Origin of the sequence: Glycomyces sp. NPDC047010 (assembly GCF_040644205.1) — a bacterium.
GTDB lineage: Bacteria > Actinomycetota > Actinomycetes > Mycobacteriales > Micromonosporaceae > Glycomyces.
Window position 1 is genome coordinate 1 of record NZ_JBEYVY010000023.1, and the last position, 18,474, is coordinate 18,474.

Here is an 18,474-nt window from a genome sequence, read left to right on the forward strand (position 1 = left end):
CCTCGCCGACGCGCTCGGCGCCGACCCGTCCCCCGAGCTGGCCGACGTGCACGTCGCGCTCCTGCGCGGCGAGGTCGTCAGGCGCGGGCCGCGGCGCCGCACCAACCTGCGCGCGGAGCTGACGAGCTTCATCGGCCGCGACGAGGAGGTGCCCGCCGTGGGCGCCCTCGTCGCCGGGAACCGGCTCACCACGCTCATCGGTCCAGGCGGCTCGGGCAAGACCCGCCTCGCCGCCGAGACCGCGCAGACACTGCTCGAAGACCTGCCCGACGGCGCCTGGATGATCGAGCTCGCCGCGATCGGCGCCGACGGGGACGTGGCGCAGGCGGTCCTGGCCGGGCTCGGCCTGCGCGACGGCCTGCTGGGCGACGCCCCCGGCGACAACCCGACCGAGCGGGCCGTCGCTGCGCTGCACGAACAGGAGGCGCTGCTCGTCCTCGACAACTGCGAGCACGTGATCGACGCGGCCGCCGCGTTCGCGCACCGCGTCCTCGGCGAATGCCGGGGCCTGCGGGTGCTCGCCACCAGCCGGGAGCCGCTCGGGATCACCGGCGAGGTCCTGTGGGCCGTGGCCCCGCTGGCGCTGCCGAAGGACGGGGACGGCCCGGAGGCGGTCGCGGCCTCCCCCGCGGTCCGGCTCCTGCGCGAGCGGGCGGGCGCCGTCCGGCAGGACCTCGACGGCGACGCGCCCGCGATGGCGCGCGTCGCACGGGCCCTGGACGGGATGCCGCTGGCGATCGAGCTGGCCGCGGCGCGGCTGCGGGGCATGTCCCTCCGGCAGCTCGCCGACCGGCTCGACGACCGGTTCCACCTGCTCACCGGCGGATCGCGCACGGCGCTGCCGCGGCACAAGACCCTCCGGGCCGTCATCGACTGGTCCTGGGACCTCCTCGACGACGACGAGAAACTGGTCCTGCGGCGCCTCTCGGTGTTCGCCTCGGGCGCGGGAGTCGAAGCGGCCGAACGGGTCTGCGCGGGCGGGCCCGTCGATCCGGGCCGCGTCCTCGACCTGCTGACCGCCCTCACCGAGAAGTCCCTGCTCATCGCCGAGGACGGCCGGTCGCCCCGCTACCGGATGCTCGGCACCATCAAGGAGTACGCCCGCCAGCGCCTCGACGAGGCGGGGGAGACCGTCCTCGCCCGGCGCGCGCACCTCGCGCACGTCACCGAACTGGTCGAGACCGCCGAGCCGCACCTGTACCGCGGCGAGCAGCTCGAATGGCTTGCGGCCCTGGAGGCCGAGCACGACGACGTCACGGCGGCGATGCGCGGCGCGATCGGCGCGGGCGAGGCCCAGGACGCGATGCGGCTCGCCGCCGCGGCGGGCTGGTACTGGTGGCTGGGCGGGCACAAGACCGAGGGCAACGAGCTGATCAAGGCCGCGACCGCGCTCCCCGGCGAGGTCGACGACGCGGTGCGCGCGGTGGTGTACGCCCGCGCCGTCCATGCTGGAATCCACAACGGACGGACCGTCCGGGACCTCGCCGCATGGGGTCCCGGCGACCGCGAGCAGGCCGACGAGTGGCTGCGCCACGCCTACGCGATCAGCCTGCGCGTGCCGCCGGGCCACCGGGCGATCCGGTTCACGGCCGCCCTGGAGCGGCTCGTGCATGCCCCCGAGGAGGCCGCGCCCGCATTCGAGGACCTCCTCGGCGACGAGGACCCGTGGCTGGGGGCCCTGGCCCGGCTCCACCTCGGGCGGCTGGGGATCGTGCTCGGCCGCGACGGCACCGAGGCGGACGCGCACCTGGAGGCCGCGCTCGCCGCATTCCGCGCGCTCGGCGACCGCTGGGGCACCTCGTTCGCGCTCACCGAGCTCGCGAACCGGATCGCGATGCGCGGGGAGTTCACGCGGGCCTGCGAACTGTACGGGCGGGCCGTCGCGGTCATGGCCGAGTTCGGCGCCAACGAGGACGCCGTCTCGGTGCGGTCGAGGCAGGCCCAGTTGCACTTCCTGGCCGGGGACCCCGGGGCCGCGGCCGCCGCCATGGCCGAGGCGGAGCGCACCGCCGAGCGGGTCGCCTGGCCGAACGCGCTCGCCGAACTCGCGCTCGCGCAGGCGGAACTCGCCCGGTGGAACGGGGACGCCGCGCAGGCGCGGGAGCGCCTCGACGCGTTCGCGGAGCTGCTCGGCGACGACAGCAGACGCGCGCACGTGCGCGCCGTACGGCACGACCTCCTCGGGTACCTCGCCGAGGACGCGGCGGCGGCTCGCGGCCACCGGGTCGCGGCGGTCGCCGCGGCGGCGGAGGCGGCCCACGCACCGCTGACCGCGCAGGTCCTCGTGGGCGTCGCCGACCAGGCGCTGCGCGCGGGCGACCACGCCGGGGCGGCGCGGCTGCTCGCGGCGGGCGCGGCCGTGCGCGGGCTCCAGGACCACTCGCTCCCGGACGTGTCCCGGATCGAGGCGGCGACCCGGACTGCCTTGGGCGACAAGGGCTTCGCAGAGGCGACCGCCGCGGGCGCCTCCGGGAACCGGGAGAAGCTGGTCGCCGCGGTACTGGCTCCCTGACCGGCGACCGGAACCGGCCGGTCGCCGCGGTCCCGGCTCCCTAACCGGCGAGTGCCGCGGGCGCGTCCGGCGACCGGAACCGGCCGGTCGCCGCGGTGCTAGCGCCCTGAGGAGGCGGCGTCCGACAGCGCCGCCAGCACGTCGTCCAGATCGGACTCGGGGACCGACCACTCCGCGGCGCTGAGCGCGTACTCGTCGAGCCGGTCGAGCAGCGACCGGAGCGACCGGGTCCCGCTGTCGCCGGGCACCCGCAGGACCAGCGGCTCCTCCCCTGCGACGGCGTCGCTCAGCACCCGGGAGGCCGCCGCGAACTCGTACTCGGTCGCGAACCGCAGGCGCACATGGCGCTGGGGGATGCGGCGCCGGAGCTCGTCCGGGTCGCAGCGCAGCGCGATGCGGCCGCGGTCGAGGACCGCGACCGTGTCGGCGATCCGGTCGGCCTCGGCGAGGCACCTGGTCGTGACGAGCACGGCGGCGCCGTCGGCGGCGAGGCCGCGCACGATCGACCGCACGGTCCGGCGGTCGGCGGCGTCGAGCCCGGCGGTCGGCTCGTCCAGGAGGACCGCCGGCGGGCTCCCGGCCAGGGCCAGCGCCAGCTCGAACCGGCGGCGCACGCTGGCGGCGTACGTCGCGACGGGCCGTGCGAGGGCCTCGGCCAGGCCGAGCCGGTCGAGCAGACCGGGCGGCGGGGGGCCTGCGCGTTCGAGGAGCGCAGCGCCGGCCTGCCCGGGGTCCGCGACCGGAGCCGCCGTCCCGACTGCGGACCGCACGGCCGCCGGGTCGGCAGCGGCGTCGAGTCCGCAAACGAGGACGGTCCCGGAGTCGGGGGCGGTCCTGGCGGCGAGGATGTCGACGAGGGTCGACTTGCCGGACTCCCCGGGGCCCAGCACCGCGACGACCGCGCCCGCGGGCACGGCGAGGTCGACGCCGTCGAGGACGGTCCTGCGGCCGTAGGTCTTCCGCAGCCCGGAGACCGCGACAACTGTGTCTGTCATGCGCCGACTCTCGCGGCCGGTCCTGACACCGGTCTGACAGCCGCCTGACACGCCCGGCACGGGCGGGCCCGGTCAGATCAGGCCGCGCTCCCGGGCCTGCGCCCCCGCCTGGAAGCGGGTCCGGGCGCCGAGGGCCTCGGTGAGCACGGCGAGCTGGCGGCTCAGCGTGCGCGGGCTGATCGCCAGCTCCCGGGCGATCGCCTTGTCGCTCAGGCCGGCCGCCAGGAGCGACAGCAGCCGCTGGCCCGGCTCGTCGAGCACCGGCCCGCCGGAGTCGGGCACGGCGCGCCCCGCGATCTCGTGCAGCGGCAGGGACAGCGGCCACAGGACCTCGAACAGCGCCACCAGGGCGTCGACGAGCGTGGACCCGCGCACCACCATCGCCTGCTCGGTGATGCGCTCATAGCTCAAGGGCAGCAGCGCGACCGAGCGGTCGGCGACGGCGAGCTTCATCGGCACGAGCCGCGAGACCCGCGCCTGCTCCCCCGCCGCGACCAGCCGCTCCAGCTCGGCCATCCGGCCCGGCTCCTCCAGTCCCTCGGCGGCGTAGATGCCGCGGACCGTCACCCCGCGCGCCAGCAGCTCGTTCTCGCTGTCGCTCGCCTGGTCCACCGACTGGGAGTACGGGGGCCGGTCCAGGACGAGCAGTTCCTCGGTGACCGACTGCTCCAGCTGGAGGAAGCGGTGGGCCACCGCCTGCCGGCCCTGGACGATCTCGACCAGCTCCTCCGGGCCGGCCCGGTGCTCGGGCGCGATCTCGTCCATCAAGGACTGCGCCGCCGCCTCGGTCTCGGCGAGCTCTCTGCGCCGCAACGCGACGAGGACGTCCACGGCGACGTCGGGCCGGGTCGGCTGAAACCGCAGCGGCGAGCCGGTCAACCGCGAGGTCATGCCCAGCTCTTCGAGCCGGTGCAGGCCCCGCCGCACCGCCGCGACCGGCTCGCAGCGGGCCTCGGCGAGCTCGTCGGCGGTGGACCCCGGGGACCGCAGCAGTGCGCGGTACAGCGCCTCGTCGGACTCGCTCACGCCCAAGGTCTGAAGCATGGCGGGATTCTGCCATGGCCGAAGTCCGCCACGCAAGGAAGTTGATCATGGGCGGGAGGCGCCGTGAGAATGGTCGACAAACCACACACTCCCCGAAGGAGTCGGCGTGACACACCCAGCCCGCAGACTGCCCCGCACCCCGCTCGCCGCCGCGACCGCCGTCGCGATCGCCGCGACCCTGAGCGTCGCCGTCGCCGCTCCCGCGCAAGCCCAGCCTCCCACGGCCGCAGTGGAATTCGGCCAGGACGACGCCACCGCGCCCGTCGACGTCACCCTCGTCACCGGGGACGTGGTGCACCTCGACCGCCTCCCGGACGGCAGCGCCGCCGTCACCGTCACCCCCGCGCCCCGCACCGACGGCACCGTCCCCAAGTTCCGCGTCAGCGGCGAGGGCGACCGCGTCCAGGTGATCCCCTCCGACATCGCGGCCCTGGTGCCCGACCGCCTCGACGCCGCGCTGTTCGACGTCGCCGCCCTCGCCGCCCAGGGCCTCGACGACGCGCACAGCGGCCGGCTGCCGCTCCTCGCCGAGTACGCCGCGACCACCACCCTGGGCGACACGGCGATCCCCGGCACCGAGGCGACCGCGGAACTGGAGAGCATCGGCGCCGCCGGCCTCGAACTCGACAAGACCGGTGCCGCCGAGCTCGGTGCGGCACTGGCCGAGTCGGTCGAGGACGGGCCGGGCGCGCTCGCCGCGGGCCCGCTCGCGGGCGTCGAGAAGCTCTGGCTGGACGCGCCCGTCGAAGCCCGCCTCGACCGGAGCACCGCCCAGATCGCGGCCGACGAGGTCTGGGAGACCGGCGTCGACGGCTCCGGCGTCACGGTCGCCGTCCTCGACACCGGCATCGACGACACCCACCCCGACCTCGCCGGGCAGATCGCCGCCACCGCGAACTTCACCGACGAGGAGGACCACCGGGACCACTACGGGCACGGCACGCACGTCGCCTCCATCGTCGCCGGAACCGGCGGCACCTACTCCGGCGTCGCGCCCGGTGCCGACCTCCTGGTCGGGAAGGTCCTCGACGACGAAGGCGGCGGCCGCGTCTCGTGGCTCATCGACGGGATGGAATGGGCGGCCGGGCAGGACGCCGACATCGTCAACATGAGCCTCGGACTGCCGCCCGGGCACTACGAGGCACCGCTGCTCACCGCCGCGATCGAAGCGCTCAGCGGCAGCACCGACGCCCTGTTCGTGGTGGCCGCGGGGAACGCGGGCTGCGACGCGTGCATCGGCAGCCCCGGCGACGCGCCCTCGGCACTGACCGTCGGCGCGGTCGACCACGACGACGCGCTCGCCGACTTCTCCAGCAGCGGACCCGTCTACGGCGGCTTCGGACTCAAGCCCGACATCACCGCCCCCGGGGTCGGCATCCTGGCCGCGCGGGCCGACGGGACCGGCGAGGGCGACGGCGCGTACACCGCGTACTCGGGCACGTCCATGGCCTCGCCGATGGTCGCCGGGGCCGCCGCGCTCCTGCTCGCCGCGCACCCGGACCTGACCGGGCAGGAGGTGAAGGCCGCCCTCATGGCGGGCGCGGTGCCGAACGGCGACGCCACGGTGTTCGAGCAGGGCGCCGGACGCGTCGACGCCGCCCGGTCCGTCGAGGCCGAGGTGCTGCCCTCTGCGGGCTCACTCGACTTCGGCTTCTTCCCCGACCCGCAGGACGGCACCGAACCGGTCGTCCGGGACGTCACCTACACCAACACCGGCGCGACCGCGGCGGTCCTCGACCTCGAAGCGGCGGCCGCCGACGAGAACGGCACGGCCGCAACCGGGCTCACCGTCACCCCCGCGACGCTGACGGTCCCGCCCGGAGGGACCGCGACCGCCCGGGTCGCACTCGACCCCGACACCGCCGCAGGGAACTACCTCGGCGGACTCACCGCGACCGGCGACGGCACCGAGGTGCGCACCCCCGTCGCGTTCGCGATCGAGGACGCCCGCTACGAACTCGTCGTCGACGCCGTCGCCCGCGACGGCCGCCCCGCCCGCACCTGGGCGAACCTGGCGCAGTCGCTGGTCTTCGACGTCCAGACCGGCGAGCCGATGCGCGAACGGTGCGAGGGCCGCCCCAACTGCTTCCGCGTCCCGGCGGGCACCTACTCGGTGATGTCGTACATCTACACCAAGCCCGCATGGGCCGACAGCGACGGCAGCCCCTACACCGACGCGCCGCTGCACACCACGCTCGCAGGCGATCCCGAACTCGTCGTCGACGGCGACACCCACGTCACGTTCGACGCGCGCGACGCCGTGGAGGTCACCGTCGACACCCCCGACCACGAGAGCCGGGCCAACACCGGCGGCGCCGTCGAACTGGCGTGGACGCGCACCTTCGCCAACGGCGAGACCGCCTTCGACTACGACCTCAACGGCGCCGGGGCGCAGGTCGAGGAGCGGTTCTTCATGCTGCCCACCGACGATGTGACCGTCGGCGAGTTCACCGCGACCTCCCGGTGGCGCCTCGAAGCCCCCGCGATCGAACTCGACGCCCCCGGCGTCGACCTGCACCCGCAGTACTTCCGCGCCGACTGGTTCAGCGACCACTCCTGGCAGTTCCCCGCCGTCGAAGGCGAGCAGGACCTGCGCGTCGCCGACGCCGGAGCGGGCACCGAAGCGGACATCGCCGCAGCCGACCTCGACGGGGCGCTGGCCCTGATCCGGCGCAGCGACGAGGACTCCGTAGCAGTCCAGTCGGGACGGGCCGCCGCGGCCGGAGCCGCGATGGTCGCCGTCTACAACGACGAACCGGGCCTGAGCAACCGGCTCGGCGCCACCGGCGTCCTCCTCGAAGTGCCGACCGTGCGACTCTCCCACGAGGAGGGCCTCGCACTGCTGGAAGCGCTCGACGGCGGCCCGCTCACCGCGACCGCGTCCGGCACCAGGGAGAGCCCCTACCGCTACGACCTCGTCTACGCCGAGCGCGGCGGCATCGCCGCGGACCTGTCCTACACGGCCGACACCGACGACCTGGCGGCCGTGGAGCGCGACTTCTACTCCATGCTCGACCAGGACACCTTCAGCGAGGTGTCGTACGCGTTCCAGCCCGGCGCCCCGCTCGCCACCGGCATCATCACGCCGCTCCTCGGGGCGCCGCGCACCCGGACCGACTACCACGTGGGCGACCCCGCGGTGGCCTGGCAGTACGCGGTCCACGCCCCCGAACGGCCCTACAACTACATGGACCCGCAGGACCCCACCGGCTCGCTAAACCTCACCAGCGGCCTCGCCTCCTACGAGGCCGGACGCCGCTACGCGCAGACCTGGTTCCGCCAGCCCCTCGCCCCCGCCTTCGACCCCGACGACCCGGTCACCCGGCAGGGCGACCTCCTGGTGATCCCCACTGCGGGCGTCATCGACGACGGCGGCAACTTCACCGAGACCCCTTCCAACACCTTCGAGGACGGCATCGACTCGCACTTCCAGATCTGGCACGGGGACGAACTCCTCGGCGAGACCCGCCAGCGCCCCAGGGGCACCGTCACCCTCCCGCCGGAGTGCGAGACCTACCGCTTCACCTACGAGGTGAACAACGACTCGACATGGGCGGGCGAGTCGACCCGCACGCGCACCGAGTGGACGTTCACCTCGCAGTCCACCGACCCGGACGCGGCCGAGCCGGTCCCGCTCCTGACCCTCGACTACGACCTCGGGCTCGACATGGACAACACCGTGCCCGGCTCCCGGGAACGCCTGGGACTGAACCTGATCCGGCTCACGGTCGGCGATGAGGCCGGGGACGCGGTGCGGACGAGGTCCATGGCGTTCAAGACCTCCTTCGACGACGGCGCGACCTGGCAGCGGGCCCTGGCACTGCCCACCGGAACCGGGGAGTACCTGGTCTTCCTGCCCGGCAGCGCCCCCCGCGGCGGCGACGGCTTCCTCTCCTTCCAGGTGAGCGCCGAGGACCGCTCCGGCGGCCGGATCGACCAGGAGATCATCAGGGCCGTGTCGTTCTGAGCGACGTGCACTGAGCACCCCCTCCGGAGCAGGCGCAGGGCCCGCTCCGGAGGGGTTCGCCCGGAGGCCGCGTGCGATGATCGACGCCGATGAATGAACCCGCGGAAGACTCACTGGCGGCCGCCGAGACCGCACTGCAACGCGCCCAACTGGAAGGCGATGTCGCCGCGCTGGAGGCGCTGCTGCACCCCGACGTCGTCTACGTCGCCCCCGACGGCGCCGAGTTCGACCGGTCGCAGGACCTGGAGTCGCACGCCTCCGGGGCGCTCCGGCTCACGAGCCTGGAGCAGATCCAGAGCACCGCCCGCCGGTTCGGCCAGGCGGGGGTCACCAGGACACGCGTCAGGATCGCCGGCCTCGCGGGCGGCGAGCCGTTCGAGGCGGCAATGCTCTACACGCGCACCTGGGTGTTCCACCAAGGCAGATGGCAAGTGGTCCAGGCACACGGCGCGAGCCTGCCGTAGTCCCGCCGGTCCACCGCCGCGGCCACGGGAGCGGCCTCCCGCGCCCGCGGTCGACTTCAGGCGGGGCGTGCGGTGAGCAGGGTCCGCACGCCGAGTCCGATGAGGACGGCGCCGCCGACGGCGGCCATCGCCCGGCCCGGGATCGGTAGCCGTCGGGCGCGGAGGGTGCGCAGGGCTGCGGCGCAGGCGAGGAGCCAGGCGGCCGTCAGTGCGGCGTGGACGCAGGCCAGGGCCAGGACGTTCGGGATCGTGAAGTCCTCGGGCGCGAGGAACTGCGGGACCAGCGTCAGGTACACCGCTGCGGCCTTGGGATTGAGCAGGTTCGCCAGGAACGCGGTGCGCAGCCGCAAGCGCGGCACCGGAAGTTCTGGCTCGACTTCACCTGGGGCCCTGCGGTTCTGGAGGATCGTGAGCACGCCGAGGCCGATGAGGTAGAGCGCCCCGGCGAACTGGACGATCCGGTAGACCTGGGCCGACTGCATGACGACCGCCGACAGCCCGACCGCCGCCAGCACGGCGTGGCTGAGGATGCCGAGCGCGGTCCCCGCGGCGATGCGGGGGACGGCGCCGCGGTCGCCGCCGAGGGCGTGGGCGGCCATGAGGGTGAAGCTCGCCCCCGGCGTGAGCACGATCGGCAGGATCGCCAGCGCGAAGCCGATGAGCGAGTGCAGCATCGGCGCGGGCTAGGCGGCGGAGTGGAACGTCGTGGTGACCGCGGCGCCGTCGAAGCGGTGCAGGGCCGCCGCGGGCGGGACGTCGCCGCTGGTCAGCGGCCGGTGGTCGGGGTCGGGGCGCAGGGCCGAGACGATGCCGGGCGCGAGGAGGAGCGGGACGCCGGCGAACACCGCGGCGCCGGGGGTGTGGGCGTGGCCGCAGAGGACGGCCGCGACGGTGCCGATGCGCTCGATGAGCGCTTCGACCGCGTCGGGGTTCCGCAGCCGCATGGAGTCGATGTAGCTGTGGCCCAGGACGAGCGGCGGCTGGTGGAAGGCGAGGACGGTGGCCTGGGCGCCCGCCGCGTGCTCGGCTGCGAGGTCGGCGACATCGGGTCGCAGGCGGCCGTGGTCCTGTCCGGGGACGGTGACGTCGAGGGCGATGACGCGCAGGCCCTTGAGGGCGAGGCTGGTGACGGGCCCGTCGCCGCCGAGGCGGGCGGGGTCGTCGTGGTTGCCGGGGGCGGCGATCCAGGGGCCGCGGTCGGCCATGATCCGGCGGAACTGGTCGTACTCGGCCTCGGCGCCGTGGTCGGCGACGTCGCCGGTGACCACGATCGCGTCGGGCCGCCTTGAGGCGGGCATGAGGTCGAGGACGGACCGGAGGCGGTCGGCGCGGGCTTCGCCGCCGTCCAGGTGGGGGTCGCTGAGGTGCAGCAGGGTCAGGCTCATGCCTGCTAAGCTAACACTAAATCTGATTTAACCATTAGGAGGGGCGATGCGGGTGCTCCCGGACGGCGCCGACGGCGACCTTGCGCTGGCCCTTGCGGGCACGATCGCACACGACGGCCAAGGCGGCGTCGCCGACCACTTCGCCGAGGACACGGACATCGACGCCTGGCTCGCCGCGCACTTCCCCGGACTGCCTCCGCGGACCCGCGAGGAGGCGGAGCGCCTGCGCTCCATCAGGTTCGCGGCGCGCTCGGCGTTCGCCGCGGCCGTCGCCCCGCATCCGGCGAGCCGCGTCGAGCGGCAGCGGCGGATGAGCGACGAGGAGGCGGGGGAACGCCTCGCGGCGGCCGTCAACGCACTCGATCCTGAGTGGACGGTGATGGTCGGCGACGACGGCGTGCGACGCAGCCTCACCTCTGCGGCGGCGGGCCAGGTCCTCGTGGAGGGAACCCTGGCGCTCGCCGTCCTGGACTTCCTCACCGGCCCGCTCGCACCGCGACTGCGGTCCTGCCAGGCCCCGCGCTGCGTCCGCTACTTCGTCCAGGACCACGGCCGCCAGCAGTGGTGCAAAGCCTCCTGCGGCAACCGGGCCCGAGTGGCCCGCCACGCCGAACGCCAGCGGTAGGACCACGACGGCGGGGGCACCGTCAAGGCGCCCCCGCCCGTGCTCATCCGTTGCGGCCCTGGCGTTACGCGCTGGCGCCGACCGTCTCGGCCTGCGCGGGGGAATGCAGTCGCAGCGACTCCTGCTCGGCCGGGTCGGTGCGCGCGACCAGGGCGGTGACGTCCTCGTCGCCGACGATCGGCTGGTGCAGCATCCCGGCCGGGATGTACACCATGTCCCCCGGTTCAAGGTCAGCCAGGTGCTGGAGTTCGTCGCCGTAGCGGATCTGGTGGCGACCGGCGAGCACGTAGATCGCCGACTCGTGGCCGTCGTGCATGTGCGCGCGGGTCTCGGTGCGGGCCTCGATGAACACCCGGTGCAGGCACAGCCGTTCCGATCCGGCCGATTCACGGGACACGCCCGCGGAGAACTGGCCGCCCTGTGCACCCGCGTAGGTGCCATTTTCATTCTTCATAATTACGACATTCACGGACAAATAGTACAGCGCATTGGGGACGGTGCCGTTGGACACTTGTCGCTGAAGAGAGTGAATCAGTGCAGCGCCTCGCGGGCCGAAGCGCGGGCCTCTGCGGCATTGACTGCCGCCGTCGCGGCGAGCGCAGCCTGGCGGCACTGCGCTTCGCTCACGCCTGCAAGGAGTTCCGCGACGGCGGGCAGTGCCCGCGGTGCCATCGACAGGCTCGTTGCGCCCAGGCCGGTGAGCACGGCGGCGAGCAGCGGGTCGGCGGCGGCCTCGCCGCAGACGCCGACCGGTTTGCCCGCGGCCCGGCCCGCTTCGGCGGCGCGGGCGACGAGCTGGAGGACCGCGGGCTGCCAGGGGTCGTTGAGCGGCGCGAGACTGCCGAGGAGCCGGTCGGCGGCCATGGTGTACTGCGTGAGGTCGTTGGTGCCGAGGCTGACGAAGTCGACCACGGCGAGAAGGTGCGCGGAGAGCAGTGCCGCGGCGGGGGTCTCGATCATGACCCCGACGTCGGTCAGGCCGTGCCCGCGCGCCTGGGCGGCGAACGCCGCGGCCTCATCGACAGTGGCGATCATCGGGGCCATGACGGCGACGTGCGCCGACTCCAGCTTGGCGGCGCGCGCGATGGCCTGGAGCTGGCGGTCGAGCAGGTCGGCGTGGACGGCGGCGGTCCGGTAGCCGCGGACGCCGAGCGCCGGGTTCCCCTCGGGTTCGGTCGCGACGAACCCGAGCGGCTTGTCCGAGCCCGCGTCGAGGGTGCGGACCACGACCTTCTTGCCGGGGAACGCGGCGAGCACGCCGCGGTAGGCCGCGATCTGCTCTTCGACGCTCGGTTCGTCGTCTCGGTCGAGGAAGCAGAACTCGGTGCGGAACAGTCCCACCCCTTCGGCGTTGGCCGCGGCGCCCGCGCGTGCGTCTCCTTCGGAGCCGACGTTGGCGAGCAGGGCGATCGGGTGACCGTCGGCGGTCGCACCCCGTCCGTTGAACGCCGCGGTCTGAACGGTGTTGGCAAGGTCTTCGAGCAGGGCCTCAGACGGGTTCCAGGTGAGTTCGCCGGTCGTCCCGTCAACCAAGAGCGCAGTGCCACCGGGTTCGGCCCAGGCGCCTCGGGCCGCGACGACCGCCGGAATACCCAAGGCCCGAGCGAGGATCGCCGTGTGCGAGGTCGGGCCGCCCTCCTCGGTGACGAGCGCGAGGCACTTGGCCGGGTCGAGCAGGGCCGTGTCGGCCGGGGCGAGGTCGCGCGCGAGGAGGACGTACGGCTTGTCGCTGCCGGGCAGGCCCGGGAAGGGCCGGTCTTCGAGGGCCGCGACGATGCGGGCGCGGGCGTCGGCCAGGTCGCTGCCGCGCTCGGCTATGCGGCCGCCGCGGGCGCGGAGTCCCTCGATCGGCTCGCCGAACGCGTCCCACACGGCGCGGGCCGCGGGGACGCCGCTGTCGGCGACCGCGCGCTGCGCATCGGCGATGATCCCCGGATCGGTCGCGAGCTGCGCGCCCGCTTCGAGGATGCCGCGGGCGTCAGCTGCGGCGAGTCCGGCACGTCGGCGCAGTTCGGCCGCAACGGCTTCGGCTGCCACAGGGATCGCCGCGGCTGCGGCGGCCCGTTCGGCGGACTCCAGCCGCGGCGTCGCGGCGGGCTCCTCGACCGGCTCGGGCATCCGCAGGACGGGCCCGGCGGCGCGCCCGGGGCTGACCCCGATCGGCTGCGACACCACCGGAACCGACACGGCCGCAGGGCCGGTCGGCTCGCCGAAACCGTCGGCGAACAGCGCTTCGAGGTCGGCGAGAACGGCGGCCGCGTCGGGGCCGTCCGCGGAGAGGCGGATGACCTCGCCGCGGCGGCCTCCCATGGTGAGCACGGCGGTGGGACCGGTGAGGGCGACGGTCGTGCCCGCCTGCGTCAGGTTCTGCGCGGTCACCCAGGCGTCGCGAGCGCCGATCGCCGCGACGATCTGGGCCGCCGGGCGCGCGTGCAGGCCGTCGGTGTTGACGATGGCGACGTCGAGGTGCTGCGCCGCATCCGCAAGCGGCGCCTGCGGCCGGTCGTCAGGGGCGTCCGGTGTCTCCAAGTGGCTTCGCTTGGCGGCCAGCGCACCCGACGCCTCCCGTTCGACCTCGTCGAGCGTGGCGCCCGCACCCGCGGAGACGACCGCGGCGAGCAGACCCTCCACAAAGGGCGCGCTCGTGAGCCGCACGTTGATGTCGGGGTCGGCGAACTCCAGCGCCATCTCCGCGCTGAGCACGGCGGAGCCGAGGTCCATGAAGACCAGGACGTCCGTGCCGTTCTCCGCGACCTCCGTGATCGCGTCGGCCACGCGCACGGCGTCGGTCCCGGTGCCGCCGTCGGCGGTCCCGGCGGCGACCACCACTCGCGGCGGGTCGGCCGGGACCATCTCCAGGGCGAGGTCGACGGCCGCCTGCGCCAGGACCGGGCTGTGCGAGACGACGACGATGCCGACGCTGCTCATGAAGATGCGACCGCCTCCGCCAGGGCCTCCATCAGCATTGCGGCCGAAGCACTCCCGGGGTCGAGATGCCCGGCGGAACGCTCACCGAGGTAGCTGGCGCGGCCCTTGCGCGCCACCAGATCCCTGGTCGAGTCGCGCCCCTTGGCCGCCGCCGCCGCCGCGTCCGCCGCCGCCTCCGCGATCGGCTTCCCCGCGCCGACCGCGGCATCGTAGGCGTCGAGTGCAGGGGCGAGCGCGTCGTACATCGTCTTGTCGCCCAGCTCAGGCTTGCCGCGCTGGACCACGCCTTCGAGTCCGGCGCGCAGGGCCGCGCCCAGGGCGGCCGCGTCGAGTTCGGCCACCGCTCCGGCGTTCGTCCCCATGCGGAGGAAGAAGGTGCCGTAGAGCGGTCCGCTGGCGCCGCCGACCGAGGACACGAGGGTCATGCCGACCGACTTGAGCAGGGCATCCACTGTGGCAGGCGGCGCAGCCTGGACCTTGTCCATGACCGCGGTCATGCCGCGGACCATGTTGGAGCCGTGGTCCGCGTCGCCGATCGCGGAGTCGAGCTCGGTGAGCAGGCGCTCCTGGTCCACCACTCGGCGGTGGAAGCCAGCGAGCCACTCGGTGAGCACGGGCAGCGTGACGTGGGCGGTCATGTGGTCCTCTTCTCCTAAGCGCGCCAGCGGAGCCCGGCGGTGTTCACGGGTGCGTCCCACAGCCGGAGCAGTTCGTCGTCGGCCTTGAGGACGGTGACGGAGCAGCCCTGCATGTCGAGCGAGGTGATGTAGTTGCCGACCAGGGTGCGGGCGACCGTGATCCCGGCCTTCTCCAGGAGAGCGGCCACCTCGCCGTACATGAGGTACTGCTCGATGAGCGGGGTGCCGCCCATGCCGTTGAGCATGACGATCGCAGGCCCGGGCCCGAAGTCGAGGTCGGCGAGGACCGGCTCCACGAGCTGGCGGGCGACCTCGGCGGCGGGCGCGAGCGGCACGCGGTGGCGGCCGGGCTCGCCGTGGATGCCGACGCCCATCTCCATCTCGTCCTCGGGCAGGTCGAAGGTCGGCCTGCCCGCAGCGGGGACAGTGCAGCTGGTGAGCGCCATGCCCATCGAGCGGCCCTGGGCGTTGATCCGCTCGGCGAGGGCCTGGACCGCGGCGAGGTCGCGTCCCTCTTCGGCGGCGGCGCCGACGAGCTTCTCCAGGAGCACGGTGAGGCCGACGCCGCGGCGGCCCGCGGTCCAGGTCGAGTCCTCCACGGCCACATCGTCATTGACGACGACGGTGGCGACTTCGACGCCGGTCTCGGCGGCGGCCAGTTCGGCGGCCATGTCGAAGTTCATGACGTCGCCGGTGTAGTTCTTGACGATGTGGAGGACCCCGGCGCCGCGGTCGGCGGTCTTGGTCGCCTCGACCAGCTGGTCGGGGGTCGGGGAGGTGAAGACCTCGCCCGCGCAGGCCGCATCGAGCATCCCGGGGCCGACGAAGCCGCCGTGGAGGGGCTCGTGGCCGGAGCCGCCGCCGGAGATCAGCGCGACCTTCCCGGAGTCCTTCGGCTCGGCGCGGTAGACGATCCGGTTCCGGTGGTCGATCGTGACGCCCGGAAGCGCTCTGTCCATGCCGTGCAGTGCTTCGGCGAGCAGGTTCGCCGGGTCGTTGATGAGCTTCTTCATCGTGCCATCTCCGCTTCGAGGTCGGCCGCTGCCGGCCCGACTGCCGAGGTGCGGTCGGCCGCGGTGTGCGCGATCACGCCGAACAGGACCGTTCCGACGATACCGCCCGGAATCCCGCCGTTCAGGCGGACCCGGAGCGGCACCTCGGTTCGGGCTCACTTCAGCGTGACGAGCCGCCCGTCCAGGGCCGACCACTTGCACTCGTCGTGCGCATAGATGTCGACCGGTTCGCGGGCGCCGATGTCGCGGCCGACGGCGTTGTTGTGGAGGTCCATGCCGACCTCGTCCTGCGGCAGGTTGGGGTCGGCCTCGTGGCGGTTCGCGATGATCTGCGCCTGGTCGAAGTCGATGTAGTGGACCATGAGCGCGTTCCAGTAGCAGTGCCGGAACGCGTCGGCCTTCCCGTTGTGCAGCGAGTCCCCGGAGAAGACCCCGTCCGCGACCAGGGTGTTCGCGGCCTCTTCGGCGTCGCGGGCGTTGGCCTGGGCGATGCCGCAGTCGATCGGCCCGACGATCGCGCATCCGATGATGTCCCCGTTGCTCGGATACCCCTCCTCGTGCGCCGCCGTCTCGGCCTGCGCCGGAGCGGCGGCCCAGATGACCGCGGCCGCGGCACCGACCACTGCGGACGTGATGACTTTCCCTGCGTACGAACCCATTGCTGCTCCCCCGATGACGTTCACGGGAGCCGATCCTTCACCGCCGACCGCACCCGCACCGCCGAACACCGGGATCACCGCACGGGACGTCAGGAATCCGACAGCGTCGTCGTCCCCGACGTCGCACGATCCCCGCCCGCCCGGAACCCTCACGCGTGCTCTCGGGCGGCGCTGCGGCGCCGTCGGACCCTTGACCGATTCCGGTGCGAGGGCCGCTGCCCGGTGCAACCATGATCGGCATGAGCGAACCGAAGCCCGCCTCCGAGTCCATCGCCGCGCAGCAGCGCGAAGCCCTTGCGGGAGGGCCCTTCGAGGACACCGCCGACTTCGACGACGCCTCCCGCGGCCTGATCGCGCGGCGCGAGCCCGGGGCGGTCACCGCCGAGGACGGGCGGGTGGTGTGGGACAACGACACCTACGCGTTCCTCGAAGGCGAGGCGCCCGACACGGTCAACCCGAGCCTGTGGCGCCAGTCCAGGCTCAACGCCACCGCGGGGCTGTTCACCGTGGTCGAGGGGATCTACCAGGTCCGGGGCATGGACCTGTCGAACGTCTCGTTCATCGAGGGCGACGAGGGCGTCATCGTCATCGACCCGCTCCTGACCGCCGAGACCGCCGCGGCCGCGCACGCGCTCTACCGCGAGCACCGCGGCGACCGGCCCGTCAAGGCCGTGGTCTACACGCACTCCCACGCCGACCACTTCGGCGGCGTCAAAGGCGTCATCAACCAGGAGGACGTCGACTCCGGCGCCGTCAAGGTCTACGCCCCCGAGGGGTTCGTGGAGCACGCCGTCGCCGAGAACGTCTACGCGGGCACCGCGATGAGCCGCCGCGCCGGGTACATGTACGGCGCCGCGCTCGCCCGCGGCCCGCAGGGCGCCGTCGGCGCAGGGCTCGGCCAGACGACCTCGACCGGGACGGTCACGCTCATCGCGCCGACCGACGAGGTCACCGCCACCGGCCAGGAGGCCGTCGTGGACGGCGTGCGGATGGTCTTCCAGATGGCGCCCGACACCGAAGCGCCCTCCGAGATGCTCGTCTACTTCCCCGGGTTCAAGGCGCTGTGCGCCGCCGAGGACGCCACCCACACGTTCCACAACCTCCTGACGCTGCGCGGCGCGGTCGTGCGCGACCCGCACGGCTGGTCGAAGTACCTCACCGAGACCGTCGACCTGTTCGGCGCCGACCTGGAGGTCGTCTTCGCCTCCCACCACTGGCCGACCTGGGGCAACGAGCGCGCGGTGGCGTTCCTGACCTCGCAGCGGGACCTGTACGCCTACGTCCACGACCAGACCCTGCGCCTGCTCAACCAGGGCCTCACCGGCCCCGAGATCGCCGAGGAGCTGGTGCTGCCGCCCGCACTGGAGCGGACCTGGTCCGCGCACGGTTACTACGGCTCCCTGAGCCACAACGTGAAGGCGATCTACCAGCGCTATCTCGGCTGGTTCGACGGCAACCCGGCGAACCTGTGGCAGCACACCCCCGTCGAGCGGGCCAAGCGCTACGTCGACCTGGCGGGCGGTGCCGAGAACGCCGTGGACGCCGCGCAGATCGCGTTCGCGGCCGGCGACTACCGCTGGGCGGCCGAGGTCCTGAACCACGTGGTGTTCGCGGACCCGGGCCACGCCGACGCCCGCGCCCTGCTCGCCGACACGTACGAGCAGCTCGGGTACGGGTCCGAGAACGGCACGTGGCGCAACTTCTTCCTCTCGGGCGCCACCGAGCTGCGCGAGGGGAACTTCGGCACCCCGACCGCCACGGCCTCGCACGACATGCTCGGCCAGCTCACGCCCGAACTGCTCTTCGACGCCCTCGCCATCCAGGTGAACGGCCCGAAGGCGTGGGACGAGCACCTGACCGTCGACGTCGCCCTGACCGACACCGGCGACCGGTACCGGCTGCGCCTGTCCAACGGCTGCCTCACCTACACCAAGGCCGCGCAGCCCGGCGCCGCCGACGCCACCGTCAGCGCACCGGCGAAGGCGCTCCCGTCGATCGTCCTCGGCGGCCTCGGCTCGGACAACCTCGCGTCCCAAGGGGTCGAGATCACCGGGGACGCCGAGGTCCTGCGGCGGCTCGCCGCCGTCCTCGACCCCGGCGACCCCGACTTCGACATCGTCACGCCCTGACGGGAACGGGGGCGGGGGGCCCGCCGGGCCCCCCCCCCCAGCGCAGAAGACACCGCGGGAAAGCCTGCACCCAAATAAAATTGAGGGTTTTGGGGGTTTGGGTTTTAATATTGGG

The 18,474-nt window shown here is 73.7% G+C and carries 14 protein-coding genes; 5 read left to right on the forward strand and 9 right to left on the reverse strand.

Features of this window, described 5'->3' with window-relative positions; translation table 11 throughout:
* Positions 1-2,512 (forward strand): AfsR/SARP family transcriptional regulator (locus AB0A65_RS26550; RefSeq protein ID WP_359955850.1); only part of this gene is annotated, 2,512 nt, incomplete at its 5' end.
* 98 nt (positions 2,513-2,610) lie between these two features.
* Here the strand turns inward: AB0A65_RS26550 and AB0A65_RS26555 are convergent.
* Both AB0A65_RS26555 and AB0A65_RS26560 read right to left on the reverse strand, forming a co-directional pair.
* The gene (locus tag AB0A65_RS26555) at positions 2,611-3,507 is read right to left on the reverse strand and encodes an ABC transporter ATP-binding protein (protein WP_359955853.1); all 897 of its coding nucleotides are present in this window, start codon (positions 3,505-3,507) and stop codon (positions 2,611-2,613) included.
* Between the two features lie 72 nt (positions 3,508-3,579).
* A complete protein-coding gene (locus AB0A65_RS26560) occupies positions 3,580-4,551 on the reverse strand; it encodes a helix-turn-helix domain-containing protein (RefSeq protein ID WP_359955856.1) in 972 nt (323 codons plus the stop codon).
* Between the two features lie 106 nt (positions 4,552-4,657).
* Here AB0A65_RS26560 and AB0A65_RS26565 point away from each other — a divergent pair, with 106 nt between their 5' ends.
* The gene (locus tag AB0A65_RS26565) at positions 4,658-8,518 is read left to right on the forward strand and encodes a S8 family serine peptidase (RefSeq protein ID WP_359955859.1); all 3,861 of its coding nucleotides are present in this window, start codon (positions 4,658-4,660) and stop codon (positions 8,516-8,518) included.
* Between the two features lie 89 nt (positions 8,519-8,607).
* A complete protein-coding gene (locus AB0A65_RS26570) occupies positions 8,608-8,982 on the forward strand; it encodes a nuclear transport factor 2 family protein (protein WP_359955862.1) in 375 nt (124 codons plus the stop codon).
* A 56-nt stretch (positions 8,983-9,038) separates the two neighbouring features.
* On the opposite strand, the gene AB0A65_RS26575 is transcribed toward AB0A65_RS26570, so the two are convergent.
* Both AB0A65_RS26575 and AB0A65_RS26580 read right to left on the reverse strand, forming a co-directional pair.
* Positions 9,039-9,656: a LysE family translocator gene (locus AB0A65_RS26575; protein ID WP_359955865.1), complete on the reverse strand. Its 618-nt coding sequence runs from the start codon at positions 9,654-9,656 to the stop codon at positions 9,039-9,041.
* A gap of 9 nt (positions 9,657-9,665) precedes the next feature.
* Positions 9,666-10,367, reverse strand: coding sequence for a metallophosphoesterase (locus tag AB0A65_RS26580; protein ID WP_359955868.1), 702 nt, complete (start codon positions 10,365-10,367; stop codon positions 9,666-9,668).
* Positions 10,368-10,413: 46 nt separating this feature from the next.
* Here AB0A65_RS26580 and AB0A65_RS26585 point away from each other — a divergent pair, with 46 nt between their 5' ends.
* Positions 10,414-10,992, forward strand: a complete 579-nt coding sequence (locus AB0A65_RS26585; RefSeq protein ID WP_359955870.1) for a CGNR zinc finger domain-containing protein — start codon at positions 10,414-10,416, stop codon at positions 10,990-10,992.
* Positions 10,993-11,056: 64 nt separating this feature from the next.
* On the opposite strand, the gene AB0A65_RS26590 is transcribed toward AB0A65_RS26585, so the two are convergent.
* The 5 genes from AB0A65_RS26590 to AB0A65_RS26610 form a co-directional block, all read right to left on the reverse strand.
* The gene (locus AB0A65_RS26590) at positions 11,057-11,446 is read right to left on the reverse strand and encodes a cupin domain-containing protein (protein ID WP_359955873.1); all 390 of its coding nucleotides are present in this window, start codon (positions 11,444-11,446) and stop codon (positions 11,057-11,059) included.
* 77 nt (positions 11,447-11,523) lie between these two features.
* Positions 11,524-13,920: a dihydroxyacetone kinase phosphoryl donor subunit DhaM gene (gene dhaM, locus AB0A65_RS26595; RefSeq protein ID WP_359955876.1), complete on the reverse strand. Its 2,397-nt coding sequence runs from the start codon at positions 13,918-13,920 to the stop codon at positions 11,524-11,526.
* A complete protein-coding gene (gene dhaL / locus AB0A65_RS26600; RefSeq protein WP_359955879.1) occupies positions 13,917-14,558 on the reverse strand; it encodes a dihydroxyacetone kinase subunit DhaL in 642 nt (213 codons plus the stop codon). The genes dhaM and dhaL overlap by 4 nt, the downstream gene beginning before the upstream one ends.
* Positions 14,559-14,572: 14 nt before the next feature.
* Positions 14,573-15,571: a dihydroxyacetone kinase subunit DhaK gene (dhaK, locus tag AB0A65_RS26605; protein WP_359955882.1), complete on the reverse strand. Its 999-nt coding sequence runs from the start codon at positions 15,569-15,571 to the stop codon at positions 14,573-14,575.
* Positions 15,572-15,726: 155 nt separating this feature from the next.
* Complete coding sequence (locus tag AB0A65_RS26610) at positions 15,727-16,230, reverse strand: hypothetical protein (protein WP_359955885.1); 504 nt, start codon at positions 16,228-16,230, stop codon at positions 15,727-15,729.
* A 239-nt stretch (positions 16,231-16,469) separates the two neighbouring features.
* Here AB0A65_RS26610 and AB0A65_RS26615 point away from each other — a divergent pair, with 239 nt between their 5' ends.
* Positions 16,470-18,359, forward strand: coding sequence for an alkyl sulfatase dimerization domain-containing protein (locus AB0A65_RS26615; RefSeq protein WP_359955888.1), 1,890 nt, complete (start codon positions 16,470-16,472; stop codon positions 18,357-18,359).
* The last annotated feature ends 115 nt before the right edge of the window (positions 18,360-18,474 follow it).